Consider the following 25,636-nt stretch of genomic DNA (forward strand, 5'->3'; position numbering starts at 1 on the left):
TGCCCGCCATCACCCCAGGGACTAAATCGATATAATAAAATCGATTGCGAGGAGAATCCAATGCCCCGTAAAGCACTGATTGCCGCCAACTGGAAGATGTACAAGACGCCTGTTGAAGCCAAGGCGTTCGTAGATGCGTTCCTGCCTCTGGTCAAGGGCCACACCCGCGACGAAATCGCGCTGTTCCCTTCGCCGGTTCTGTTGCCCACGGTCATTGAAGCCGCCAAGGGTTCCAACGTAGCCGTTGGCGCACAGAATATCCACTTTGCCGCCGAGGGTGCCTACACCGGTGAAACCTCGATCGGTCAGTTGAAAGCCATCGGAGGCACCCACACCCTGATCGGCCACTCGGAGCGCCGCCAGTATTTTGCCGAGACTGATGAAATCGTTAACAAAAAGCTCAAGGCTGCCCTCGAAGCCGGTATTGTGCCGGTCGTCTGCATTGGTGAAGTACTTGCCGAGCGCGAGTCAGGCAAAACGGCCGCCGTGCTGACGACCCAGCTTGAAGGCGCTTTGGCCGGCATCACCGCCGAGGCTGCCAAGCCCATCGTCATTGCCTATGAGCCGGTTTGGGCCATCGGCACCGGCAAAACCGCCACGCCTGAGATGGCCGAAGAAACCCACAAGGTCGTCCGCTCGGTAGTCGAAAAGCTGCTCGGTGCCAAAGTCGCCGCAGACGTCCGCATTCTGTACGGCGGCAGCGTGAAGCCGGAGAACGCTTCCTCCCTGCTGAATCAGCCCAACATCGACGGCGCACTCGTCGGCGGAGCCAGCCTGAAGGCCGATTCCTTCGAGAAGATCGTCAAGTACTAACGAGCGAGTCAGCAAGACAGCTTGTTTGTTCTGCCTGTTTGCTTAAGTAAAAGAAACGGCCCGAAGCGATTGCTTCGGGCCGTTTGCTGTTGATTATGCCACTTCTCTCATCCAAAATATTGCCCCACGCCGTGGTTAGAAAGCGCTGGCAATCCAGCTTTCAAGAGTCGACGGGAAGCAGCCGCAGGCCACAATGGCCGCGGCAATCGCAACCAGCGTGAGCAGTGTAACGGGGTGCGCCTGGATGGGCGACTCGTCGATGGCAGGCATCACGTAAACCCGCTTGAGCACCTGCAGGTAGTAGTAGAGAGAGACAGCGCTCATGGCGATAGCCAGTGCCACCAATGCGAAGGGAATCGGCCCCGCGCCCACGGTAAGCACCGCGGCAAACAGGTTGAACTTGGCCCAGAAGCCCACCAACGGCGGAATGCCCGCCAGTGAGAGGAAAAAGACCATCAATACTGCGGCCAGCAACGGATTGCGCTTGTGCAGGCCGAGGAATGCGTCCAGCTTGTCACTGCCGGTAGCGCGTTCCACCACGGCAACCGCACCGAATGCGCCGATGGTGGTCAGGCCGTAGGTAATCACGTAATAGAGCACCGCAGCCTGCGTTCCGCCCGCAAAGGGTGAAACACCCCCTCCCGAGCGCGGCACACCCAGCAGCACATAGCCGGCGTGCGCAATGGCGGAGTAGGCCAGCAGGCGACGCACGCTGATCTGCGCCAGCGCGGCCAGATTGCCCACCACGATGGAGAGTGCGGCCATGAACCAGAGCACGGCCATCCAGGAGTTCTGGAAGTGCAGCAGGCCAACATAGGCGTTGATCTTGGCAAACCCAGCATTCTGCGTAAGCAACAGTTGCTGATTGCTAAGGCCAAAGTTCAGCAGCAGCGTAAAGCTGGCCACCTTGGAGACTGAAGCGATAAAGGCCGCGGCCGGAGCCGGTGCGCCTTCGTAAGCGTCGGGCGCCCACAGGTGGAACGGCACCGCCGCCACCTTGAAGCCCAGGCCTGCAACCACCAGAATGATGGCCACCAGCAGCAGCGGCGTGGAACCGGTATTGCTGACGGCCAGCGTGGTAAAGATCTGGCTCAGGTTCGTCGAACCCGTCAGGCCGTAGAAGTAGCTGAAGCCGAAGAGCAGGAAAGCCGCACTCATGCCGCCAAACAGGTAGTACTTGAGCGCGGCCTCGGCGCTTGCGCCCGAATGCTTGTTGAAGGCCGTCAAAATGTAGAGGCCCAGCGAAAGCAGTTCCAGTCCGATGAAGATAATCAGTAGATCCTGCGCGGCGCTGACCACCAGACCGCCCGCGGCAGCCATCAGCACCACAGCCACGTACTCACCCGCGTGACGGGTAAACGTGGAACCCACAAACAACAGCAGCGTCAGGATGGTGAGCGCGAGTACGCCCACCTGCGCAATGGCCGCTGCGCCGCTTGAAGCCAGCAGCAGATTGCCTTCAAAGCTGAAGCCCGCTGTGCCTGCGCAGGAAAGGAAGAAAAGCGCCACGGCGCAACCGGCAATGCCCAGCAACGAGGCCACGGCAACGCGCGTCTTCAATGCCGCCTTGCGCACAAAAGAAAGGTCCACAAAGAGGACGAGCAGAGCAGCAATTTCAAGCGCCGTCTCGGGCAGCGTGACGCGGAAGAGGTCAGCGTAGTTCATTGGATTCCTCCGGCAAGCAGAGCCTTCACGGCGGGTTCGATGGAGTCAAGCAGAATGCGGGGATAAAGGCCAACCGCAAGGCTGACGAAGGTGAGAAGGCCCACGCCCGCGTACTCCGGCCAGGTGATGGCAGCCAGATCGTGCCAGCCGGTCTTGGGATGATCCTCCGCCGTCGGCTGCTTGTCAGAGAAGAAAGCCTTCTGCAGCGCGCGCCAAGTGTAGGCCACGCCGATCACGATGCCGACCGCGGTGGCGATGGTCCACACCGGGTTCAGCTTCCAACTGCCCACAATCACCTGCAACTCAGCAATGAAGCCCGAGAAGCCGGGCAGGCCCATCGAGGCCATGCCAGCCACCACAAAGGCTCCCGCAGCAAAGGGCAGACGTCGCGAAAGGTTCATGGTTTCCAGCTCATCCAACTGGCGTGTATGCGTCCGCTCGTATACGATGCGGCCCACAATACCGAAAAGCAATCCGGCAATGATGCCGTGCGAAAACATCTGCAGCACCGCGCCGTCCAGGCCAATCTGGTTCAGCGTCATCAGGCCGAGAATCACAAAGCCCATGTGGCTCACGCTGGAGTAGCCAATCACAAACTTGAAGTCCGACTGCACCAGTGCGACCAGCGCTCCGTAGAGAATGCCGATCACCGCCAGCAGCGCAAAGACGTCGCGCCACGAGCCGATGCCCAGAAAGCTGATGCCCCACGGATCAAGCCCGTGCGGAAACAGGCCCAGACCCACGCGCAGGCAGCCGTACGCACCCAGCTTCATCACCACACCAGCCAGCAGCATGGAAGCGCCCGTAGGCGCGGCCACGTGGCCGGTAGGAGCCCAGGTGTGGAAGGGCCACATGCCCGCCAGAATCGCAAAACCTACAAAAACCAGCGGGAAGAACGCCAACTGAAAGCCGACCGGAAGATTGGCGTGCGACAGATCGACGAGGCTCATGGTGTGCGCGCCAGTAGCGGTGTAAACGGCCAGCATGCCAATCAGCACCATCGAAGATCCAACGAAGGAATAGAGCGCCAGCTTCATCGCGCCGTATTCGCGGCGGGTCGATCCCCAGATGGCAATCAGGAAGTACTTGGGCACGATCGCGATCTCATAAAAGACGAAGAGCAGAAAGAGATCGTAGCTGAGAAAGACGCCGTAGACGCCGCCGATCAAAGCCAGAAAGAAGGCGAAAAAGTGCCCGGTGCGCTTTTCAATGTTCCAGCTGAAGAGCACACCCGAGACCGAAGCCAGACCGGTCAGCAACACCAGCACGCGGCTGATGCCGTCGGCGGCCAGCGTGTAGCGAATGCCCATGGCGGGAATCCACGCAGCGTCAACCGCCACAATGCGGCCCTGCCCCATCGCGCTGAAGTAGCCAACAACCGCGACGGCAAGGCCAGCCACGGCGCAACTGAGCGCCAGCCAGCGCGCCAGTTGTGCGCGGCCTTCAGGCACAAGCGCCGAAAGCAGAGCTCCGGCAAACGAGAGATAAATCGTCCAAGCCAACATCTAGAATCTCCAGTGCGCCAGCAGGTATTGAACCGTGGGATTGACGCTGTCCACCACCAGCCGGGGCACAAGGCCAAGCAGGAACATGAGAGCGATGACCGGTGCCAGCGCCAGACGCTCGTTCGTATGCAGATCCGCAAACGTAGCCGTGCGCTCGTTCGTAGGTCCGGCAAAAACGCGCTGAATCACGGTGAGCAGGAAGGTTGCAGTGATCAGCAAACCAAGTACACTGATCGTCGCGCTCCACCAGGACAAAGAAAAAACTCCGCGGAAAATCAGGAACTCGCCCACGAAGCCGTTCAGGCCGGGAAGACCGAGCGAGCTGAAGATCACAACGCCCATCAGACCCGCAAAGACCGGAGCAGGCTTGCGGATGCCGCCAAAGTCATCGATTCCGCGCGCGCCGCCGGAGCGAAGCTGCAGCATTGAGATGAACCAGAAGAGCGCGGCGGCCGTGATGCCGTGATTGAACATCTGCAAAATGACGCCATTGAAGGCGGCCGCCTGCGAGGCCTGCACTCCGGCGCTCGTCGTGGGAATTGCCAGCGCAAAAATGGCCAACAGGCAATAGCCCAGGTGATTCACCGACGAATACGCGAAGACCTTCTTCAGATCCTTCTGCGCGGCTGCGGCCCATGCGCCCATCACCACGGTAAGCACGGAGAGGATCAGCAGCGGGGTACGAATCTGGGCAATCTGCGCGCCAAAGAGCGGCAGTGCAATGCGCAGCAGACCGTAGAGACCCATCTTCGACATCGCGCCCGTCAGCAGCATCGTCACCGGCGAAGGCGCTTCACTGTAAGCCTCGGGCAGCCACGTATGGAAAGGCGCCAGTGGCACCTTCACCGCAAAACCCGCCAGTACGCCAATCGCCAGCCAGAGCGAGACCGGGCCAAGGTGCGCCGTGATCTGCTGCTCCAGTTCGCCGGTGGAAGCCAGCAGGCTCAGGTGCATGAAGTCCATCGATCCGGTGGAAAGAAAGACGGCCAGAAAGCTGATCAGCAGAAACGCCGAGCCCGCCATGGTGTAGACGAAGAACTGCGTGGCCGCCCGACCGCGCTTCGGCCCGCCCCACAGCTTGATCAGGAAGAAAGCCGGAATCAGGCTCAGCTCCCAGAACAAGAACCAGTGGTAAAAATTCAGCGCCGTGAATGCGCCAAAGAGTCCCGACTCCAGCAGAAGCACCAGCGCGAAGTAGAGATTCGGCGCATGATGCACCCGGTGGGCTGCGTCAATCGACATCAGCGCGACAATGGCCGAAAGCACCAGCATCAACGCGCCCAGTCCGTCCACGCCCAGGTTGTATTCAATACCCAGCGAGGGAACCCAGGCAATGCGTTCGATCAAACCAATCGAGCCATCGGCCGGAATCTGCGTCCAGACAAACAGAGCCAGCGCCAGACTGGCGATGGTGGCCAGCATGGCCACAGCACGCGCACGACGGCCCGCAATGATTGCAATCCCCGCGCCTACCAGCGGCAGCGCGGTCAATAAGGTCAGAAGAGGAAGTCCGCTCATGGCCGGCTGCTCCAGACAAGAAGTGCGGCGAGGACGACGACAGCAATGGCCAGAATGCGCAGAGAGCGCTGCACGCGGCCCGACTGCACACGCGCCAGCAACCCGCCGCCAACGGCCAGTTCCTCGCAGGTTTTATCAAAGCCTCCGTTGACGAACTGATTGTCAACGAAGCGATTCACATGAGCGAAAGCGCGGAAGATGCCCGCCATCAGCCAGACTGCGCCGCCCCAAATGAATCGATCAAAAAAGTCCGCCACATGCGCCAGGATCTTGTAGAGCGCAATGAAGGTCACGCCGTAGAACTCGTCCACGTAGAGGCGATCGCGCAACGCCGCCCACACCGGGGGCACGGCTTTTTCAATCGCGTCCGGCGCTTCCGCCTTCAGCGGCTTGTTGCCGTAGATCGCCCAGCCAAGCACCAGGCCAAGCAGCACCACAACCGTGGAAGAAGCCATCAAGCTCAGCAACTTCGGCTCCAGCACCGCACTCAACCCACCCTGCGCGGCCGTACCGTTCAGAAAGGCGCTGAACCACGGCCAGGCCGGAGTTCCGAGCAGACCAAGCGTGATCGCAAAGAAGCCCAAAATAGCCAGCGGCGTGGTCATTGCGGCAGGGCTTTCATGCGCGGGCTTCTCTCCGCGCCAGTGGCCGAAGAAGACGTAGCTAACCTGACGCGTCATGTAAAACGCGGTAAGAAGCGCTCCAAAAACCAGCATGTAGAAAGGCGCATGCGAGAGCTTCCATTCGAAGGCCGATTCCAGAATCGAATCCTTCGACCAGAAACCTGCAAAGGGAACGAAGCCCGCCAGCGCCATCATGCCAGCCGAGTAGGTAATAAAGGTCAACGGCATGTCGGCCTTCAAACCACCCATCTTGCGAATATCCTGCTCCTCATGGCTACCGTGAATCACCGAGCCCGCGCCCATGAACAGTAGCGCCTTGAAGAAGGCGTGGGTAATCAGGTGGAACATGCCCACCGCCACACCGCCCATGCCCAGACCAGCCATCATGTAGCCGAGCTGCGAAATGGTGGAGTAGGCGAGGATGCGCTTGATGTCGTTCTGCGCAATGGCAATTAATGCAGCAAAAACCGCAGTGGACGCGCCCACCCAGGTAACGACAGTGAGCGCCGTGGTGGTGCCACCCGTCAGTGCACCCGCCTGCATCAGCGGATAAACACGCGCAATCAGAAAGACGCCTGCCGCAACCATGGTAGCCGCGTGAATCAGCGCCGAAACCGGCGTAGGGCCTTCCATCGCGTCCGGCAACCACACATGCAAGGGCAACTGACCGCTCTTGCCGGCGGCACCAGCAAAGAGCAGCAGCCCGATGGCCGTAGCCGCCGAAAGCCCGAAGGCCGCAGGCTGGCTGAGCAGAATCGCCAGAGCGTTGTGCTCAATGGAACCCGCGCCGTTGTTGTAGAAGAGCAGTGTGCCGGTTTGTGCAAACAACCAGACAATACCCAGAAGGAAGAAAATATCACCGACGCGTGTGGTCAGAAATGCTTTCTTGGCAGCAGCCGCAGCCGAAGGCTTGTGATACCAGAAGCCGATCAGCAGATACGAGGTCAGGCCCATCAGCTCCCAGCACATGAACAGCAGCAGCAGCGAGTTGCTGATGACCAGCCCCAGCATCGCGCCCGCAAACAACGCCAGAAAGCAGAAGAAGCGCGTGAAGTTCTCATCGTGCTCCATGTAGCCGGTGGAGTAGATGAAGATCAGCAGACCAACAAAGCTGACCATCACCAGCATCACAGCGGCCAGCGGATCCAGCACCCAGCCCAGTTCAACCTGCGTTGTGCCGAATTGCAGCCAGCTGAAGTGAACCGTCTCGCGCACCAGAACGCCCGCCGCCCAGCCGCCCACCACATGCGCAAAGGCAAAGATGGAAATCAGCAGCGAAATGCTCATCGAACCGATGGCGAGAGTGGCTGCGGTCTTGCGACGCGGCTGCTTGAGCAGCGCAATCACGCCCGCAGCCAGAATCGGCAGCGCCGGAACCAGCCACAGAATACGCGTGGCCAGCGTGGCGCAGCAGGTCATGGTCTGCGGATAGGGAGTGAGTCCTTCCATCATCATGGTCATCACCCCTTCAACCTGTTCATCTGGTCAAGATCAGTAGAGTGCGCGTGGCGATGGATGGCAATGACCAGTCCCAATCCAACAGCGGCTTCGGCCGCGGCCACGGCAATCGAGAAGATTGCAAACATCATTCCAGTCAGAGCCTCGGGGTGCGGCGAGTAGCGCCAGAAGGCGATAAAGTTCAGGTTGGCCGCGTTCAGCATCAGCTCAATGCCGATCAGCACCAGAATGGCATTGCGGCGCGTTAATGCGCCCGCCAGACCGATGGCAAACAGCAGAGCCGCAACCAGCAGATGTGCCGTCAAAGGAGTCATCCTTGCTCGTCCTCCTTCTCGTGCATGGCCACAATGACCGCGCCGATGGTGGCAATGGTAAGCAGCAGAGCAACAATCTCCAGCGGCAGCACGTAACGGCCCACCAGAGCATCGCCAATGGCGTGTACATTCACATCCGGCACCGCCTGCTCATTCGGCAACAGGCTCGCACTCTGCAAAACAGCCCAGCCAAGCACAGCAAAAACCGCTGCGGATGCCACCAGTCCCCAGCCCGCATAACGACTGTAGACCGAGCCCTTGGGCGTTTCGCTGCCGCGCGTCAGCAGAATCGCAAAGACTACCAGAATGGCCACCGCGCCGATGTAAACCAGAATCTGCGCAAAGCCGGCAAACTGCGCATCCAGCCCGAGGAACAGAAGCGCCAACCCCGCGAAGGCCACCGTAACGGCCAGCGCGCAGTGCACCGTGTTCTTGAGCAGAACCGCGGCCAGAGCCCCAGCAACCGTGAGAAACGCAATGATCCAGAAGACGAAACTCATCGCACGTTCTCCTTGCCACAGCTCTGATCCAAAACCAGAAAAAAATTACTCAGCATAGCGATACCTCCGGGGGCCGAAGTGCTCACGGCGCATGCCGGTGCGGGCCAGAACCACATAGACGGCCAGCAGCAGAACCGAGCAGACCACCCAGCGCAGCAGGCCCTCGCCCATGAAGCGCCACAGCGCGGTCACCATCAGGTTGAAGAGCGTAAAGGGCAGCACAAACTTCCAGGCGAAGTTCATCAACTGGTCCTGACGCAGACGAGGCAGCGTGCCGCGCATCCAGATGAAGACGAAAATGGAAAGCATGATCTTCGCGAAGAACCAGATCCACGACGGAACAAAGCCGAGGAACGAGAAGGGCGCCGACCATCCACCCAGAAAGAGCGTCGTGCCCAAGCCCGAAATCGACAACATGGCCAAATATTCGCCGAGGAAGAAGAGCGCGAACTTGAAGCCCGAATACTCGGTGTGATAGCCCGCCACCAGCTCCGATTCGCCTTCCGGAAGATCGAAGGGCGAACGGTTGGTCTCAGCCGTGGCGGCGATGGCGAACATCAAAAAGCCCGCCAGTCCCCACGGCGTAAAGATGTACCAGTGAGGAAAGATTCCCGTGTACTGGTTCTGCGCCTCAACAATTTTGACCAGCGAAAGCGAACCCGTAATCATCACCACGGCCACGCTCGAAAGCAGCAACACAACCTCGTAGCTGATCATCTGCGCAACCGCGCGCATGGCACCCAGCAAAGAATATTTGTTGCGGCTCGACCAGCCGGCCATGAAGACCGCCACTTCGCTCGATGCGCCCGCTGCGAAATAGAAGAGCAGGCCGCAGTCCAGATCCACCAGCACCATGTTGCGGCCCACCGGCAGCACGGCAAAGCCCATGAAAGTGGCCACCACCAACACAACCGGAGCCAGAAAGTGCACCACGCCGTTGGCGCTCGAAGGAACAATATCTTCCTTGGTCAGCGATTTGACGGCGTCGGCCAGCGGCTGCATCAGGCCGAACGGTCCCACACGATTGGGACCGATGCGGTTCTGGATGCGGGCCACGCCCTTGCGCTCCAGCACCGTGATGATCGCAAACAGGCCCGGAAAGACTGCCACAATGGCTACTACGCCAATCACGACGGCCACCAGCGGACGCAGGAACTCAGGCAAGAATCCAAGCGCCCAGTCGCGCAGAAGAATGAAGATCTGATCGAGGGTCTGAGTCATCGCTTACGCTCCCTCCCCGGCAGGCTTTGGCGCTTCCGCAGCCGTTGCAGCAGCAGCGGCCTTGGCAGCAGCGGCTTCCGCGGCAGCCTTGGCCTTGGCCGCCAGCATGACCTTGGTCTTGGCGCGCTCTTCGTCGACCGCGCCCGCCTCGGTGGGATGAATGTGGTTGTAATAGCTGTTCGGCTTGGCCAGCTTCTCCACCGGAATCAGCAAATCGTCAAAGCGGTCGGTCGTGGCCAGCTCGAACTGCTGATCCATCTTGATCGAGTCGAACGGGCAAACCTCGACGCAGATCTGGCAGCTCATGCACACGGAAATATCAATGTCGAAGCGCACCGGATAGAACTGCGCCTTACCAAAAGCATCCAGCTTCTTGTCCTTCGACTTCTCGATGTAAATACACTTGGGCGGGCACTCTTTTTCGCAGATCTGGCAGCTGGTACAGCGCAGACCCGCAAGCCAGTCGGCATGCTCGCCCTCCTTCATCCCCTCGTCATAGACAAGGAAGGGGAAGACGCGCGCGTTTTCGATCGGAGCCTCCCGTTGTTCCGGGTACTCGACGGTCGTAAGCCGCTCCTTGCTGACGTAGCTGCCGAAAAAGTTTCGGGCCGTCTCCGCCATTCCTTTCAAAATTCCTTCGCCGTACAATGTGACCTCCAAAAGCAGCTTCCAGCTTCTAGCTGCCAGCTACCAGCTCATCCAGTAGCTGAAGAATTCCTTAACTCACGCAAACAACTTCCACGCGCTTCTTTTCACATCGCCTCAACACTCAGCCCAAGCACAAACGAGCTGGAAGCTAGAGGCTAGAAGCGACCCTACCGATCCACTTCCCCCAGCACAATATCGACCGAGCCAAAGATCAAAATCACGTCGGCCACGGTATGGCCCAGGCACATATCTTCGAGGATGGTCAGATTGATCAGGCTGGGCGGACGCACACGATACCTGTACGGCGTGCCCGAGCCATCGCTGATCAGATAAAAGCCCAGTTCGCCCTTGGGCGATTCAATGCGTCCATAGGCCTCGCCCGGCTTGGGACGGAAGCCACGGCTCTTGGTCTTGGGGTCAACAATGGGACCAGCCGGAATATCCTTGAGCGCCTGCTCAAGGATGCGCAACGACTCACGCATCTCCAGCACGCGCACCATGTAGCGATCGTAGATGTCGCCATGGTCGCCAAGCGGCACGCGAAAGTTGAAGCGGTCGTAAATGCCGTAGCCGTCCACCTTGCGCACGTCATAGTTCACGCCCGAGCAGCGCAGCATCGGCCCAGTCAGGCCTGCATTCACGGCCAGATCCGGCGGGATGATGCCCATGCCCTGGCAACGCGCCATCAGAATCTCGTTGCCGCCCAGCAGCGCCTCAAACTCGTCGATGAAGTTCGGCAACGACGCCACCACCTTGCGTGCGTCGTTCAGCCACGGCTCGTCTACATCCACGCGGCAGCCGCCAAAGCGCATGTAGTTGCACATCATGCGCGAGCCCGTCAGCCGCTCGAAGAGGTCGAGGAGCTTTTCGCGTTCGCGGAAGGCGTACATCAGCGGCGTGCCGCTGCAGCCCATCTCCTGCGTCAAAAATCCGATCGACGAAGCATGATTCTGGATGCGGGTCATCTCCGCCAGAATTACGCGAATGTACTCAGCGCGCTCCGGAACCTGAATGCCCGCCAGCTTCTCCACCGAGAGCGCATAGGCCCAGTTATTGGTGAGCGAGCAGATGTAGTCAAGCCGGTCGGTATACGGCATCATCGCCAGATAGCTCGAGTCTTCGCCAATCTTCTCGTGATTGCGGTGCAAATAGCCAAAGACCGGCCTCAGCTTGACCACCTGCTCGCCATCCAGCGCCACATCCATGCGGAAGACGCCGTGGGTCGAAGGATGGTGCGGACCCATGGACACTTCCAACAGCTCGGCCTCGCCATCGGGCACAAGCACCGGGGGACGGTTCCAACCTTCGATTGTCTTGTCGAGAGTAGCGCTCATCGGGCCGTCCTTTCCTCAGTTGCGGCAAGCTGCGCGCGATGCTCTGCGGCGCGCTTCAAAACCTGATCGTGCGCCGTCGGTTCGTATTCAAAATCGTCGGGCTCTACGTAGTCGCGGCGCATCGGGTGATCCTTGAACGCATCCCACATCAGCAGGCGACGCAGGTCCGGATGACCGGTAAAGACGATGCCGTACAGATCAAAAACTTCGCGCTCCTGCAACTCCGCCGAACGCCAGATGGGCGTCAGCGACGGTGCTTCCACCTGATCGGTGCGGTTCGCCGTGCGCAGCCTCAACACCAGCGGCCCATGGCCGAGCGCCATCGAGTACAGGTGATAGACCGACTCCAGGTAGCCGGGGACCGTCCTCTTCACCGTCTCTTCCACTTCCTGCTCCGCGCCGTCCACAACCTTGCTGACCTTGACCTTTTCGCTCACTTCGCGGTCCAGCCAGTCCACGCCCGAAACATTCGAGCAGAAGTCGAACTGCAGGTCGGCAGCATCGCGCAGATACTTGGCCACCGCCACGGCATGCGCATGATCGACCACCAGCGAATGCTGTGCCGAGGGACTGGGGTTCAACACCAGCTCCAGTTGCGCGCCTGTGACGGCAGCCTCAATCTGGGCCTTGATCTCTTCAATCGCTTTCATGACTTTCATTACTGGATGACCTCCAGCAGCGGCCAGACGCCCTTGTTGGCGGTCGGTTCAAGATCGTGCTCGACCTGATCGGGCACCGGGAACTCGCCCTGCGCCTCGGCATCCAGGTGGCGCGGACGCCCTTCGCCGGTCAGATGCTGCTCTTCGATCTTCTTCTGCAGCGTCATAAAGGCCTGCAACAAAGCTTCGGGCCGGGGCGGGCAGCCGGGAATGTGCACGTCCACCGGAATGTAGCGGTCAATGCCCTTCAGCACGTTGTAGCCCTGCTTGAAGGGGCCACCGCTGATGGCGCAAGCGCCCATGGCAATCACGTAGCGCGGCTCGGCCATCTGGTTATACAGACGCACCACCTGCGGGGCCATCTTCTTGGTGACCGTACCGCTGATGATCATCAGATCCGCCTGACGCGGCGAGGGCCGAAAGACCTCGGCGCCAAAGCGGGCCAGATCGTAGCGGGCCATAGTCGTGGCAATCATCTCAATTGCGCAGCAGGCCAAGCCGAACTGCAAGGGCCAGATCGAGTTGCGGCGGCCCCAGTTATACAGTTCCTGCAAAGTGGTTACGAAGACGCCCTGCTTGCCCAGTTCGATCTTCAGGTTCTCGTCAACAGCCATCGGGTAGATGCTCCAAAAAGTGTGCGGGTGAAGTTGCCGTGCCGGTTGGATCCGGTAGACAGCACTCACGTTGCAAAAATTCAACGGCAGAACAAATTGTTTTCGCGGATGCGTCTCAAAAGGCGGGACCCCGCGCCAACCCGCAAGAAACCCCGGCCGGCATTGCTGAACCGCACCGAGTGAGAAAAGAAAGCGCGCCTGCTTCATCCAGCAAACCACTCCAGCGCACTTGCCTAAACTCTGTTTCCCGCTCTTACTGCCAGGTCAAAATGCCCTTGGCCCAGGCCCAGGCCAAACCTTCGACCAACATCAGGACGAAGACCAGCATGGCACCACAGGCAGCCGCGCCCAGTCCCGCAAACGAGACCGCGAACGGTAGTAAAAAGACGGCTTCAACATCAAAGATGAGAAAGATGATCGCGTAGAGGTAGTACGACGAGCGAAATTGCACCCATGCGTCGCCCTGACTGACCAGGCCGCATTCGTAGATGGAGTTCTTGATGGGATTCGTTTTTTGGGGTGAAAAAAACTTTGCCCATAGCCACGCAAGGCCAAGCGGCACCAGACCGAACCCAAGCGCCGCCAAGAACAGAACCACCAAGGAGAAGTAGGGAGTGGAAACCATTCTGAACACAAAAAACCCTTTTACCAGAAAGTAACATCTTCTGGCTCTTTCTAGCTATGGAGTTGATGGCCCCAAAAGCCTTTCAGTTCCAATTTCTTTCCATTCATCCCATTCTATGAACCGTTCAGGCGGAGTTTTGCACAGCTCGACCTCTCCCCTGCAACAACGCTCATAGATACCCGCCGGAAATACCGGCGGTTTGTTCCTCGGCAAAATCACTGCGAATATTCATTCTACGCACGAAAAAAAACAGTCTGCCAGAAAAAGGTCGCGTCTTTTCGGGCTCCCGGCCCAGGACTCAATAAAAAATGCTCTAATCGTCGTCCTTATCGGCCTTGACGTGCACCTTGAGCATGGCCGGCACCGGCTGGGATCCCATCGCATCCTTCCACAGAATCACGTTCAGCTTCTCCACCGGAGCCCGGTCCTCGTGGCGAAAGTCCATTTTCATGCTGGCCTTGGCTCCCACGGCGTTCTTCTGGTTGGCCTTATAGATCAATCCATTGTCGCGGTTGGCAGTGTCGGCAGCGAAGGCCGGCTGGTCGCCCGTGCCGGTAAACAGCGAGCCGATCAACGAGGCAAAGGCATCGTTATTGTTCATCGGCGGCAGATCAAGCAACGACTCGATGGTACGAATCACGCTCACCGTAGAATAAAACCGGCTGTCCACCACCGGACCGCCCGCGGCCGCGCGCGGCGCATATTTGCTGATCACCAGGGCAATGCTGCGGTGCGCATCCACATGGTCTCCGCCTGCCTGGGCATCGTCCTCCAGCATGAAGATGGCTGTGTCGTCCCAGTAAGCCGAGTGCGAAATTCCCTCCACAATGCGACCGGCAGCCAGATCATTGTCGGCAATCGATGCGCTGGGCGTCGGCCCGCCCGGCTGCGTTCCCGCCGTGTGGTCGTTGCCAAGCCGCATCACAATCAGGTTGGGCATCGTGTCCTGGCCGGCCTTGCGCTCCTCGATCCAGCCCTGCAGATGGCGCAGAAAAACGCTGGCGCGAATCTGGTCAGGAATGCTCAGCTCAAAATCGGGCGACTCCTCGGCGTAATGGCCCACCAGTTCCGGCTTGGTGGGTGTATTGCCAGCCAGCACCGGAATCGGCCATGGCCACTGGTTCACTCCACCGCCCCAGTTCTCCGGCAGCGCCTCGCCGGGCGCGTAATGGGAGTGCACACACTTGGGTCCAGCCAGCACCGGGCCCAGTTGCGGATTGTCACTGCCCGACTCGCCGCAGAAGGCCGACGCAATGTACTCGCCAAAGTTGTAGTGGGTTCTGCCGTGCGCTTCGGCATTGCCCCACAGGTAGCCCGAGGCTGGTTCGTTCACGTCGGGAATCTTCTGCAGCAGCGGATAGCCCTGCGCAACCACGCCCTCGTAGTCATAGGTGCGCTGGCCGCCGCGATAGCTCTGCTGCCAGGTCTTTTCCAGGTAATCACTGCCGATGGCTGCCATTGACCACACATGACCATCGCCCGAGACCTCGCCCGAATCAAAAAAATTGTCCAGCACGCCAAACTGCAACGCCAGCTTGTGCAGATTGGGGGTAATCGCCGCCCCGTACATGGTCAGGCTCTTGTCGCCATTGCCCACCGGCTTGCCGTTGCGCTCCAGGTCGCCAAAAATCTGATCGTAAGTACGATTCTCCTTGATGATGTAGAGCACGTGCTTGATCTTGCCCGTTGCGCCACCGGCAAAAACCACCTTCTCCTCGGCTGCCTTCATGCGGTTCGAGGCAATCACGCTCTCCGTCCACGCGGGCAGCTTCTTCGCCACATCGGCCAGCTCCAGCGTGGCCAGCGAGCCATAGAGCAGCGTGGCAATATACGTGGTCTTGCGCTGCGGCTCGCCACTCTTCAGCATCAGCCCGGTCATGAGCTGGGGAAGGTTGTTCGGCCCCGTGCCGTGCCCCTTGGCGGTAGCAATGTAGAGCTTGCCGCCAGTCAGTGCAAGGGTCATCGGCATCCACTCGGTGGGAATAAAACCGTCGGGTTCCACCATCGTCTGCTTGGCCACTTTCGCCGTCAGCTTGTGCGCATCCAGCACGGCCACGGCATCGCTGGCCGCATTGGCCACATAAATCCGCGCACCGTCAGGGCTCGCGGCCAGGGCCACCGGCTCCGCGCCAAAGTAGCTCTGCTGCGGCAGTCGCGTGTCGAAGTAGCCCTTCACGGCAAACTCACCCGCCGCCACATTCACGGCAGCCACCGCATCGCGATTGGCCAGCGCCACATAGAGCGTGCGGCCATCGGGCGCAAATTCAAAGGCGCAAGGGTGCGTGCCCGGCGCAACTTCGCTCGGCGGCTTCAGCAGCGGCAACCTGCGACCAACTGTATTTTTTTCGAGGTTCAGCTCCACGATCTCCGAAGCATTCCACTGCGCCACAAAGGCCCGCTTGCCGTCCTTCGCCACGGCCAGCGCCACCGGATAGGTCGACGGAATGGCGTCGGACTCCGCCAGATCGAAGCGCTGCTCGACTGCGCCGGTCGCGGGGTCCAGCAGCACCACATCGTCGGTAAGATTCTCGGCCACCAGCAGCTTTTCCCGGCCCGCCACACCCACCACGGCAATCGCCGCCGGGTACGGCACGCCCTTTGTGCCGGGCTTGTTGCCCACCAGATTCGTTCTGCGATTCCCGCTCAATTCCACCATCGGCAGCGGCAGAATCTTTTCCGGCGCAACCTTGCCCGCCTTGAAGCTGTAGACCGCAATGCCAGAGCCGGTGCGGTCCTTGCCGTTGCCTTCCGGATCGCTCAGCGAGGCCATCGAGACATAGAGCGTCGCACCATCGCGACTGAAGGCCAGCCCTGAGTAGAGCGTCTGTTTGGCAACCCGCGTCAGAGTGCGCGCATCAGGAAAATCAGCAAGCTCACCGGTTTTGCTATCAAGCACCGCCAGCGACTGATCGTAGTTCGACTCGAAGGTGCCGTAGCCCGCATTCACCGAGACCACATAGCGGCCATCCGGCGAAACGGCCATCGAAATAGGCAGGCTATTCAGCCGCTGCGGATGGCCCGGAAGCTCACCCACAAGCTGTTTGCTGGTGGGCAGATCCAGCGATTGCGCCGCGCAGCTTGCCGTAATGGCCCATCCAACCGAAACCAGGGAAAGAATCTTCATTGCAAGCCTCGCAGAGCGCGTGGAACGGCTATAGCATTTTCGGAATTGCTGTAGACCGAAAGCAGGATGCTAAGTGCCTTTTTCCTCAAGAAAAAGGCACCTTGCAAGCCCCTTAAAAAGTCTACGTGTATTCCGAAAATGCTCTAAAAACCAGCGATTCCACACAACCCCTCAGCCCGTGGGCCGGAAATTCTTCCCGGATTGTAAATCTCCCTATGCCTCCGCAATTTGAAGAGGATGTTTCAATGCAAAGAAAAACCCGTGGCGGAGCGAGGCGGGGGTTTCAACCCCCGCAAAAATTCTGCAAAATGAGCGTTTGAATTTATATCCATACTGGGTGCCCCAGGTCCCGCTTTTGGAACCTGGGAAAGCACGGACCAAGGTACAACTTTATGCGCTCAAAGCCCCGAAAGTTTTCCCGCAGCCCGTTCAGCCCCAGAGAAAAGGCGTTGCTCTCCGGACAGAAGTTGATCAGAGCTGCTCTTAAACCAACGCCGCGGCCTTCTGCGCCACTTCTCTGCCCAGCGCAATCGCACGCTCATCCAACTCCACCCACTTGGGATTCTTCACCAATCGGCCAAGCGCCGCGTCAATCGAGATCTGCGGCAATTTGCCTGCCACCTCCAGCAGCGCGCCCAGCATCACCATATTGGCTGCACGGAGATTGCCCAACTCGTGTGCGATCTCCGTAAATGGCGCGGCCAGAATGTGCACATCGTCCCGGCGCAAATCCGCAGGAAACTCCGCGCCGTTATAAAGAATCCAACCGCCCGCAGGCACCTGCATATCGAACTTGCGCAGCGATGGCTCATTCATGGCCACCAGCACCTGCGGCCGCGCCACCAGCGGCGAATCGATGGGTTTACGCGAGAGCCGCACGTGGCAGTTCGAGGTTCCCGAACGCATCTCCGGTCCGTAACTCGGCAGCCAGGAAACTTCCAGCCCAGCGTCAAGCCCGGCCTCCGCCAACATTTCGCCCAGCAGCAGCACGCCCTGCCCACCGAAACCTGCAATGCGAATCTCCAGATTGACCGATGCAGCCGCATCGAGCGCCTCCGCATGGCCCTCGGGCAAGTCCGCCTCCGCCACACCCAGAATCGACGGAATCGCGGCCAGCGTTGGCTTGTTCCTGCCCGGCTCGGGCGCGGAAACTTCCTCCGTCTTGTCTTTGAAGACGCCCAGCGGAAAGGTCTTCTCCATCTCCTCGCGCACAAACTCCTGCGAGCCCTCAGCCGACTTCTTCCAGAGGGTGGGGCAGGGCGAGAGCACCTCGATCAGCGAGAAGCCCAGTCCCTTGACTTGATTCTCCATTGCGCGACGAATCGCACGGCCCGCGGCCAGAATCTGCTTCGTGTTGCCGAGCGCCACGCGCTCAATGTAGACCGGCGCTTCCAGCGTGGCCAGCAGCTCGCTCATGCGCAGCGGATAGCCTTCCGTAGCGGCATTGCGCCCCAGTGGCGTAGTGCTGCTCTTCATGCCCAGCAGCGTAGTGGGCGCGGCCTGCCCGCCGGTCATGCTGTAGATGGCGTTGTTCACAAAAATCACGGTGATGTTTTCGCCACGATTGGCCGCGTGCAGAATCTCCGCCGAGCCAATGGCGGAAAGATCGCCGTCGCCCTGATAGCTGAGCACAATCGCCTCAGGCCGGCTGCGGCGCACCGCCGTGGCCACTGCGGGCGCTCGTCCATGCGCCGCCATCACGTGGCCCACGTCAAAATAGTGATAGGTAAAAACCGAGCAGCCCACCGGACCAACCATGATGGTGCGGTCCTGAATACCCAGCTCGTCGATGGCCAGCGCCACCATCTTGTGAATGGTTCCATGCCCGCAACCGGGGCAGAAGTGCGTCTGATGCTGCAACTCCGCCTTGCGTTCGTAATGCGGATAGATCGACTTGGGCCGCTCGAATGCAACAGAATATTCGGGATCAGAAATGCTAGACATGAACCATCTGCTCCTCTTCCGGCCTGACTTTCGCCGTATGCAGCGCAGCCAACCTGCGCACAAACTCCAGAACCTCGCTGTGCGATGGAACATGGCCGCCCACGCGGCTATAAAACTCCACCGGACGTCGCCCGTTCAGAGCCAGACGCACATCGTCCACCATCTGCCCGTTGCTCATCTCAACCACGGCAAAAACCTTGGCCGTTTCCGCCAGCCGCACCAGATTGCGCTTCGGAAAGGGGAAAAGCGTAATGGGGCGCAGCACGCCCACCTTCAGGTCCTCGGCGCGCGCGGCAGCCGCCACCGCCTTCAGAATGCGGCCCAGAATTCCGTAACCCACCAGCACAATCTCAGCATCGTCGCAGCTGACTTCTTCAGCGCGCGTCTCACGCTCTTCGGCCAGCTTGTACTTGGCTTCCAGCTTGTGCTGATGCGCCTCCATCTCATCAAAATCCAGATAGAGCGAGTTCACCAGATTGCCGCGGGTTTCCTTCGTCCCCAGCACCGCCCACTCCGGCGGATCAGGCAGCGTTGCTTCTTGTGCAAAGGCCACCGGCTCCATCATCTGACCAATGAATCCATCCGCCAGCAGCACCACGGGATTGCGATAGCGGTCCGCCAGATCAAAGGCCAGCGTGGTCAGGTCAGCCATCTCCTGCACCGAGTGCGGTGCCAGCACCAACGTGCGATAGTTGCCGTGCCCGCCGCCCTTCACCACCTGGTTGTAGTCGCCCTGCTCCGCGCCCAGATTGCCGAGGCCCGGTCCGCCACGGGTAATGTCGGCAATCACGCAGGGCAACTCGGCTCCGGCCATATAGCTCAGCCCCTCCTGCATCAGGCTGATGCCGGGCCCGCTCGAAGCCGTCATGGCGCGCACACCCGCAGCCGCCGCGCCGTAGAGCATGTTGATGGCCGCCACCTCACTCTCGGCCTGCACATTCACACCGCCTGCGGCGGGCAATAACTCCGCAGCCGCCTCGGCAATCTCGCTGGCCGGCGTAATCGGGTAGCCATAAAACGCACGACAACCGGCCAGCACCGCGCTCTTCACAATGGCCTCGTTGCCCTTCATCAGTTGCTTGCGCATGCGGCAGCTCCTTGCCCGGACAAAGTGGTATTTTGGGTGGTATTTTGCCTGGCGCCCGCGTTCAGCTTGAAGACGGTGATGGCTCCCGGCTCCGGGCACACCATAAAGCAGATGCCGCAAGCCGTGCAGCCTGCGCCCGCATACTGCGCGGTCCGGTAGCCGTAGTGATTCAGATGTTCCTGGAGCGCAATCACATGAGGCGGGCAGGCAGCCACGCACAGCGTGCAGCCCTTGCACTCGTTCTCATCGATTGCCAGCTTGCCCCGGTCTTTTTTCTCCGGATTCGTCATGAAACCTTCCCTCAACCTGTAGCTCAAAGCGATTCGGCCCGATGTAAAAATGCCGGTTTTACACCTTCGAGCCCGGGCTATTCTCTTCCCTCGCACAGGCCCTTGCCGTGACCGCGATCACCCCATCCTGCGGCCCCGGCACAAGACAAATCCCTGCACCATGTTGCACACTGAAAGGCATGATCAGCTCACAGCGTGCACTTGAACTCTCTACTCTGGCAGGCATTTTTCTGGAATCCCGCCGCACGGCTACGCCCGTTTCCTCCATCCCCGAAGCCCTTGAGCCTCAGTCGCTCGAAGAAGCCTGGTTTGTGCAGGACCGCATGGCCGAGGTGATCGAACCAAAGGGCAGCGTACCGGCCCGCAGCTGGAAAATCGGCGCTTCGTCGCCGGAATCCACCCCCAACTTCAGCCCCATGATCGCCGCCTGGATCGCGCCTTCGGGCAGCGTCTACTCAGGCGACCGCCTGCGCCTGCGCGGCCTTGAAGCCGAAGTCGCCTTCAAGCTGGGCAAGCCGCTGCCGCCCCGCGCCACGCCCTATACCCGCGAAGAAGTGATTGCAGCCATTGAAAGCTGCCATCCGGTCATCGAGGAGCTGGAAGCCGCTCTGCCTGTACTCAAAGATGCGCCCAAGAACCGCAAACAGGCTGACCTCGGCATGCACGGCGGCTTCATCTACGGCCCCGCCGTCGCCAACTGGCAGCAGATCGATCTTGCCAAGGAGAACGTCACGCTCACCGTGGAAGGCATTGAGGTAAAGAACCGCACTGCCTCGAACAGTGCCGGAACCGACCCGATCCGCATGATCATCTTTCTGGCCAACGAAGGCGCGACCCGCACCGGAGGCCTGGAAGCTGGCACCTGGATCACCACCGGCAGCTGGACCGGCAACGACTTCGCCAAGGCTGGCGACGTCGTGGAAGTCAACTTCAGCACCGTCGGCAAAGTTTCCATGCGCTTTGCATAGAACCCTGCTTTTCTAAGACAAAAAAGCCTGCGCTGAAAGATGCGCAGGCTTTTCTTTTGCTAATTTGCGCCACACTGGGTGCCCCATCCTCACCACGCCTTTGTTTTTGTGGCTATAGCGGTTCTCCAATTGCTGAACACCGAAATCTCTGCAACTGTGTGGCTTTTTTCTCAAGAAAAAGCACCTTGCACGATCTAAAAAGGGCTACACCTATTGGAGAACCGCTCTAGGGCGTGTTGACGTTCACCGAGAGCGAATAACGGCAGCGGCGAGGTAGATCATGGCCTCGAAGCTTGAGTCAGTTTTGCATGCTCTCATGGCGATGCGTTTGAACTCTTTGAGTTTTTGGAAGAAGTTTTCAATCAAGTGTCGCCATTTGTACTTATCGGCGTCATACGTTGCAGGATTCAGACGCTTGGCTCTGGGTGGAATCACTGCTTCGATACCGCGCAGTTGCAACTTTGCACGCAGCCAGTCCGCATCGTAGGCTTTGTCACCAAGTAATGCGCCACAGTTGATTCCTTCCAGTAGCGCGTTCACGCCAGTTGTCTCTCCTCGCTGGCCGGGCATAAGGCGAAAGCGAACAAGATTACCCAGCGCATCAACCAGCGCTAGAATTTTGGTCGTCAATCCGCCTCGACTCTTGCCGATGGACTGTTTTTGGGTCCCCCTTTTGCCCCCTGTCCGTGACGATGCACACGAACAATGGTTCCATCCACCATCACATATTCAAAGTCGGTATCGTCAGAGAGAATTTGAAAGATACGCTCAAAAGCACCGCGCAAGACCCAGCGACGAAACCGCTTGAATACGGAATTCCAGCATCCGTACTCCTTGGGCAGATCGCGCCACGGTGAACCGGTACGGGCGATCCATAAAACCCCTTCGATGAACACACGCGCATCCCCGCCTGTTTGCCCGGGATCCTCGGCTTTGCCAAGACAATAAGGCGCTATCGCCTGCCACTGAGTATCTGTCAACTGCTTACGATTCATACGGATACTTCAAATTTATCGGAAAACACCAATTGAACGTCAACGCGCCCTAGGGTGGGGGAACACGAAAACACTCTTTATTTGCCGGATCAATAGTTACGCCACCACTTTCACTCCCACGGTCAAAGCAGCGTCCCTCAACTTGCGATCAAATGTGGCCAGCCGCAGATTCATCCGCAAAGCCAGTTCCAGATACGAAGCATCATAGGTGGTAAGGCCCTGCGCACGCGCCAAAGCTACAACACTACGCTGCATCGTCAACGGCGACACTCCGTCCACTTCAATTCTGCACTGCGCCAGTTGCTCCAGAAAATAGCTGCTCTGCGCAGCAGTCAATACGCCTGCACGCTCCCCGCGCAGCAGCGCATTGGCCACCTCGGCGCACCAGATGGCCGGAACCCATGCGCCAGTTTCGGGCAACGCCAGCAAAACGCGCTCGGCAAGCGCTGCCTCCTCATTGCGCGCAAACTGCCAGGCAAGCGCCATCGAAGCATCCAGAACCAGACTCATTCCCGGCCTGCTTCGATCCATTGCTTCACAGTTTCAGCAGATACGCCCAACACGCGCGGCATCGCCAGCAGGCGCTTGACCGCTGCCTGAGCCTGTCGACGATCCCGGTCCGCACGCGGAATCACGTCGGCCACGGCCTGACCGCGCACGGTGATCGTGAACTTCTCGCCCTGCTGCACCTTGCGCAGAATCTCCGACAAGCGGGTCTTGGCTTCGAATGCACCAACCTCGGTGTAACCGCTCTCCATCTGAGCGCCCCTCCAAAAACTGCCCCAGCATACCGCAAATCAACCAGTTTACAAACTAGTTTGTTATATCCACCATAAAATCAACAACATTTCCCCGTTAAATTTTTAAAAATTATCTTTCCGGGGCCACGGCACAAAGCGCTTCAGCACCTCGTCATACTCCTCAATGTGGCCGGTAAGAATGTCGTAGTACCAGCCGTGCACGGTCAGTTTGCCCAGCGCCAGCTCCCGCGCCACAGCCGGCTGCGCCTTCAGGTTCAGCAGTTGCGCCACCACGTTGCCGCGGATCAGCGAGGCCAGTTCGGCATGTTCGCCATCAGCCGGGTTCAGCGGCTGACGATGCGCAAACGCCGCCTCCACATGCTGCAGCCAGCGTTCGGCCTTGGGCAACTGTTCAAGCGCACTGTGGTCCAGCGCGGCCTTCATCGCTCCGCAATCAGAGTGACCACAGAGAATGGCGTGCTTGACGCCGATCACCTCTACCGCATACTCAATGGTGGCCGTGCAACCATCCACATCGTAGCTGGTAACGGGAACCACGTTGCCCGCATTGCGGGTGATGAACAAATCGCCAGGATCAGTGCCCAGGACCAGATCCGGCACCACACGCGAATCCGAACAGGTGATAAAAAGCCAGGCAGGCTGCTGACCCTCAGCCAGAAGATGGAACTCGTTTTTACGGCGGGGGAAGATTTCGGCATGGAACCGTTTGTGGCCCTCAACGAGCTTCTGCAACAGTGACCTCCGGGCGGGCGCGCATTCGATCGATGCGGCACTCCCACTCTTCCCAGTTTACTAGCGGAAAACAGCTTCTAGCCTCCAGCTTCCAGCACCTAGTGTCCTGAGTCTAAAATCCTCATCAAATTTCAGCCTGTCCTCCTGAGCGACCGCAGAGAGTCGAAAGCCTGCCCTGAGCGCAGCCGAAGGGGACCTGCGGTTGCTTTTTTCTTCTGCGTCCATGAACTTTGGCTCCAAAAATACATCAACTTCCGCGAAAGATCCTTGAAGAACAGCCGCAGGACTCTGTTTGGCCAAAAAACCGGCCAAGCTCCGCTCAAGTGGACAGATCAATTACGAAGCGAACTTTGGACTCGGGACACTAGGCCGCAAATCACGTTGGTTATGTTTTGTAACAGGGCATGACTTTAGTCGTGCCGAAACGCCCGTAGATTGAGATTTGGGGCTTTACAGGCTGCGGAAAAACTCTCTTGGGGCTCGGTTTTGAAAGGGCACGGCTTCAGCCGTGCCAAATAAACGCAATAAAATCAACGGGGCTTTAGCCCCTGAGGGACGTTTCTCTCCTGCCCCCCGCAAGGATTCAACCGTTTTTCCGCAGCCTGTTTAGCCCCTGATCTTTCGAGCATCCGCATCCAAAGCAAGGGCTGAAGCCCCTGCCTTTTTGAAGGCATTTCAGCCCGACTCAAGTCGGGCCCTGTTACAAGGCTCCCTCCAGAAAGAGGTTTTTTGCAGTCTGAAGGACACAAGCATAGAACGGCGGTCAGCGGTCAAGAGGCTGGAAGCTCGTAAAATGTCTGCAGGAGAAGTACCATGCGCGTTGTCAAGCCGTTGTTCGCCCTGGCGCTGTTGCCCGCCTTCGTTCTGCCCGCCCAGTCTTTGCTGAACCAGCCGCTGGCCAACCAGACAGTCGAGTCGATTGATCCCGCGCTGCGTATGCAGATCGACCGCATCGCCACGCAAACCCTCGCGCAGACCGGCGTTCCTTCCGCGTCTGTAGCTGTGGTGCAGCACGGCAAGCTCGTCTACACGCATGCTTACGGTTTGGCCCATTTGGACCCCAACACGCCGGCCACACCCGAACTGCGCTACAGCATCGGTTCGGTCTCCAAGCAGTTCACCGCCGCCGCCATTCTGCTGCTGGCCGAGCAGGGCAAGCTCAAGCTCGACGATCCGGTGGGCAAATACGTGCCGGGCCTTACCGAAGGCGACAAGGTCACCATCCGTCAGGTGCTCTCGCACACCAGCGGCTATCAGGACTACTGGCCCGAGGACTACCTGATGACGCCCATGCTGCAGCCCGAGAGCGCCCAGCAGATTCTTGACACCTGGGGCAAAAAACCGCTGGACTTTACGCCCGGTGCCGAGTGGCAGTACTCCAACACCAACTACGTGATCGCCGGCCGCATCGTCGAAGCTGTCACCGGCCGCCCCCTGACGGACCTGCTGGTGGAGCGCGTCTTCCGGCCGCTGGGCATGACCAGCGTATGGAACAGCGACGAGCAGCGGTTAACCAGCACCGACGCCACGGCCTACTATCGCCACGCCCTCGGCCCCCTGCGTCCCGCGCCCAAAGAGGGCCGTGGCTGGATGTTTGCGGCAGGCGAGTTGGCCATGACGGCGCACGATCTGGCGCTGTGGGACGCAAGCCTGATCTCCCAGTCGCTTCTCTCGCCTGAAAGCTATAAGAAGATGTTTGAAGAGGTGAAGCTGACAGACGGCAAGGGCAGCGAGTATGGCCTGGGCGTTGAGGTATTGGACCACAACGGCCATCGCTCCATTGAGCACTCCGGCGAGGTCTCCGGCTTTGTCTCGGACAATGTAGTCCTGGTGGACGACGGCGCAGCCGTAGTCGTGCTCACCAATCAGGACGCCCATGGCGCGGCTTCCACCATCGCCCATCTGGTGGCTCCGCTGGCCGCCGCGCTCAAAGCCAGCCCGGAAGAAACACAGGCTCTGGCCCTCTACCACGATCTGCTGCAGGGCAAAATTGACCGCTCGCTGCTAGCTCCGAATCTGAGCGACTACTTCACCGATCAAGCACTGGCCGACTACAAAGCATCGCTAGAGCCGCTCGGCGAGCCTTTGAGCCTGACCGAAAGAAGAAAGGAACTGCGCGGCGGCATGACCTTCCGCAGCTTCGATCTGGTCTTCCCCTCCAAGCGGCTGCGGCTGACCACCTACACCTACCCGGACGGCAAGCTGGAGCAGTATCTGATCGAGCCTGTACAGTAACAG

At 59.5% G+C, this 25,636-nt stretch carries 23 protein-coding genes; 3 read left to right on the plus strand and 20 right to left on the minus strand.

Annotation, left to right across the window (positions count from 1 at the left end; translation table 11 throughout):
* Nucleotides 1-60 precede the first annotated feature (60 nt).
* Nucleotides 61-813: a triose-phosphate isomerase gene (tpiA, locus tag ACOBR2_RS12620; protein WP_420236466.1), complete on the plus strand. Its 753-nt coding sequence runs from the start codon at nt 61-63 to the stop codon at nt 811-813.
* 135 nt (nt 814-948) lie between these two features.
* Here the strand turns inward: tpiA and ACOBR2_RS12625 are convergent, their stop codons facing one another.
* From ACOBR2_RS12625 to ACOBR2_RS12700, 16 genes are all read right to left on the minus strand, one after another.
* A complete protein-coding gene (locus ACOBR2_RS12625; RefSeq protein WP_420236467.1) occupies nt 949-2,478 on the minus strand; it encodes an NADH-quinone oxidoreductase subunit N in 1,530 nt (509 codons plus the stop codon).
* Complete coding sequence (locus ACOBR2_RS12630) at nt 2,475-3,983, minus strand: complex I subunit 4 family protein (protein ID WP_420236468.1); 1,509 nt, start codon at nt 3,981-3,983, stop codon at nt 2,475-2,477. Before ACOBR2_RS12630 ends, ACOBR2_RS12625 begins: the two co-directional genes overlap by 4 nt.
* Nucleotides 3,984-5,501, minus strand: a complete 1,518-nt coding sequence (locus tag ACOBR2_RS12635; RefSeq protein WP_420236469.1) for a complex I subunit 4 family protein — start codon at nt 5,499-5,501, stop codon at nt 3,984-3,986.
* Complete coding sequence (gene nuoL, locus ACOBR2_RS12640; protein ID WP_420236470.1) at nt 5,498-7,579, minus strand: NADH-quinone oxidoreductase subunit L; 2,082 nt, start codon at nt 7,577-7,579, stop codon at nt 5,498-5,500. The genes ACOBR2_RS12635 and nuoL overlap by 4 nt, the downstream gene beginning before the upstream one ends.
* Nucleotides 7,580-7,584: 5 nt before the next feature.
* Nucleotides 7,585-7,896 carry an NADH-quinone oxidoreductase subunit NuoK gene (gene nuoK / locus ACOBR2_RS12645; RefSeq protein WP_420236471.1) on the minus strand — a complete coding sequence of 104 codons (312 nt, stop codon included), beginning with the start codon at nt 7,894-7,896 and terminating at the stop codon, nt 7,585-7,587.
* On the minus strand, nt 7,893-8,396 hold the full coding sequence (locus tag ACOBR2_RS12650; protein WP_420236472.1) for an NADH-quinone oxidoreductase subunit J: 504 nt from the start codon (nt 8,394-8,396) through the stop codon (nt 7,893-7,895). The genes nuoK and ACOBR2_RS12650 overlap by 4 nt, the downstream gene beginning before the upstream one ends.
* 45 nt (nt 8,397-8,441) lie before the next feature.
* Nucleotides 8,442-9,617 carry an NADH-quinone oxidoreductase subunit NuoH gene (gene nuoH, locus ACOBR2_RS12655; RefSeq protein ID WP_420236473.1) on the minus strand — a complete coding sequence of 392 codons (1,176 nt, stop codon included), beginning with the start codon at nt 9,615-9,617 and terminating at the stop codon, nt 8,442-8,444.
* Nucleotides 9,618-9,620: 3 nt separating this feature from the next.
* Nucleotides 9,621-10,238: a 4Fe-4S dicluster domain-containing protein gene (locus ACOBR2_RS12660; protein WP_420236474.1), complete on the minus strand. Its 618-nt coding sequence runs from the start codon at nt 10,236-10,238 to the stop codon at nt 9,621-9,623.
* 194 nt (nt 10,239-10,432) lie between these two features.
* Nucleotides 10,433-11,599 (minus strand): NADH-quinone oxidoreductase subunit D, encoded by a 1,167-nt coding sequence (locus ACOBR2_RS12665; protein WP_420236475.1) that lies wholly within the window; start codon nt 11,597-11,599, stop codon nt 10,433-10,435.
* Nucleotides 11,596-12,258 (minus strand): NADH-quinone oxidoreductase subunit C, encoded by a 663-nt coding sequence (locus ACOBR2_RS12670; RefSeq protein ID WP_420236476.1) that lies wholly within the window; start codon nt 12,256-12,258, stop codon nt 11,596-11,598. Before ACOBR2_RS12670 ends, ACOBR2_RS12665 begins: the two co-directional genes overlap by 4 nt.
* Complete coding sequence (locus ACOBR2_RS12675) at nt 12,258-12,872, minus strand: NADH-quinone oxidoreductase subunit B (RefSeq protein ID WP_420236477.1); 615 nt, start codon at nt 12,870-12,872, stop codon at nt 12,258-12,260. The genes ACOBR2_RS12670 and ACOBR2_RS12675 overlap by 1 nt, the downstream gene beginning before the upstream one ends.
* A 253-nt stretch (nt 12,873-13,125) precedes the next feature.
* On the minus strand, nt 13,126-13,497 hold the full coding sequence (locus ACOBR2_RS12680) for an NADH-quinone oxidoreductase subunit A (RefSeq protein WP_420236478.1): 372 nt from the start codon (nt 13,495-13,497) through the stop codon (nt 13,126-13,128).
* Nucleotides 13,498-13,810: 313 nt separating this feature from the next.
* On the minus strand, nt 13,811-16,621 hold the full coding sequence (locus ACOBR2_RS12685; RefSeq protein ID WP_420236479.1) for a phosphoesterase: 2,811 nt from the start codon (nt 16,619-16,621) through the stop codon (nt 13,811-13,813).
* A gap of 483 nt (nt 16,622-17,104) precedes the next feature.
* Complete coding sequence (locus ACOBR2_RS12690) at nt 17,105-18,565, minus strand: 2-oxoacid:acceptor oxidoreductase family protein (RefSeq protein ID WP_420236480.1); 1,461 nt, start codon at nt 18,563-18,565, stop codon at nt 17,105-17,107.
* Nucleotides 18,558-19,652 carry a 3-methyl-2-oxobutanoate dehydrogenase subunit VorB gene (gene vorB / locus ACOBR2_RS12695; RefSeq protein WP_420236481.1) on the minus strand — a complete coding sequence of 365 codons (1,095 nt, stop codon included), beginning with the start codon at nt 19,650-19,652 and terminating at the stop codon, nt 18,558-18,560. The genes ACOBR2_RS12690 and vorB overlap by 8 nt, the downstream gene beginning before the upstream one ends.
* Nucleotides 19,637-19,942, minus strand: a complete 306-nt coding sequence (locus ACOBR2_RS12700; protein ID WP_420236482.1) for a 4Fe-4S dicluster domain-containing protein — start codon at nt 19,940-19,942, stop codon at nt 19,637-19,639. The genes vorB and ACOBR2_RS12700 overlap by 16 nt, the downstream gene beginning before the upstream one ends.
* Nucleotides 19,943-20,121: 179 nt before the next feature.
* Between ACOBR2_RS12700 and ACOBR2_RS12705 the strand changes: the two genes are divergently transcribed.
* The gene (locus tag ACOBR2_RS12705) at nt 20,122-20,910 is read left to right on the plus strand and encodes a 2-keto-4-pentenoate hydratase (RefSeq protein ID WP_420236483.1); all 789 of its coding nucleotides are present in this window, start codon (nt 20,122-20,124) and stop codon (nt 20,908-20,910) included.
* Nucleotides 20,911-21,153: 243 nt separating this feature from the next.
* Here the strand turns inward: ACOBR2_RS12705 and ACOBR2_RS12710 are convergent.
* The 4 genes from ACOBR2_RS12710 to ACOBR2_RS12725 form a co-directional block, all read right to left on the minus strand.
* Nucleotides 21,154-21,905 (minus strand): IS5 family transposase gene (locus ACOBR2_RS12710; RefSeq protein WP_420236484.1). Its coding sequence is split into 2 segments (ribosomal slippage): nt 21,154-21,575 and nt 21,575-21,905, totalling 753 coding nucleotides; the frame shifts between segments, so codons are not numbered across the junction.
* A gap of 96 nt (nt 21,906-22,001) precedes the next feature.
* The gene (locus tag ACOBR2_RS12715; protein WP_420236485.1) at nt 22,002-22,415 is read right to left on the minus strand and encodes a type II toxin-antitoxin system VapC family toxin; all 414 of its coding nucleotides are present in this window, start codon (nt 22,413-22,415) and stop codon (nt 22,002-22,004) included.
* A complete protein-coding gene (locus ACOBR2_RS12720; RefSeq protein WP_420236486.1) occupies nt 22,412-22,663 on the minus strand; it encodes a type II toxin-antitoxin system Phd/YefM family antitoxin in 252 nt (83 codons plus the stop codon). Before ACOBR2_RS12720 ends, ACOBR2_RS12715 begins: the two co-directional genes overlap by 4 nt.
* 105 nt (nt 22,664-22,768) lie before the next feature.
* Nucleotides 22,769-23,398: a carbonic anhydrase gene (locus tag ACOBR2_RS12725; protein ID WP_420236487.1), complete on the minus strand. Its 630-nt coding sequence runs from the start codon at nt 23,396-23,398 to the stop codon at nt 22,769-22,771.
* An 813-nt stretch (nt 23,399-24,211) separates the two neighbouring features.
* Here ACOBR2_RS12725 and ACOBR2_RS12730 point away from each other — a divergent pair.
* The gene (locus ACOBR2_RS12730; RefSeq protein WP_420236488.1) at nt 24,212-25,633 is read left to right on the plus strand and encodes a serine hydrolase domain-containing protein; all 1,422 of its coding nucleotides are present in this window, start codon (nt 24,212-24,214) and stop codon (nt 25,631-25,633) included.
* Nucleotides 25,634-25,636: the final 3 nt, after the last annotated feature.

Source organism: Telmatobacter bradus (assembly GCF_048629425.1).
Taxonomy (GTDB): domain Bacteria; phylum Acidobacteriota; class Terriglobia; order Terriglobales; family Acidobacteriaceae; genus Telmatobacter; species Telmatobacter bradus.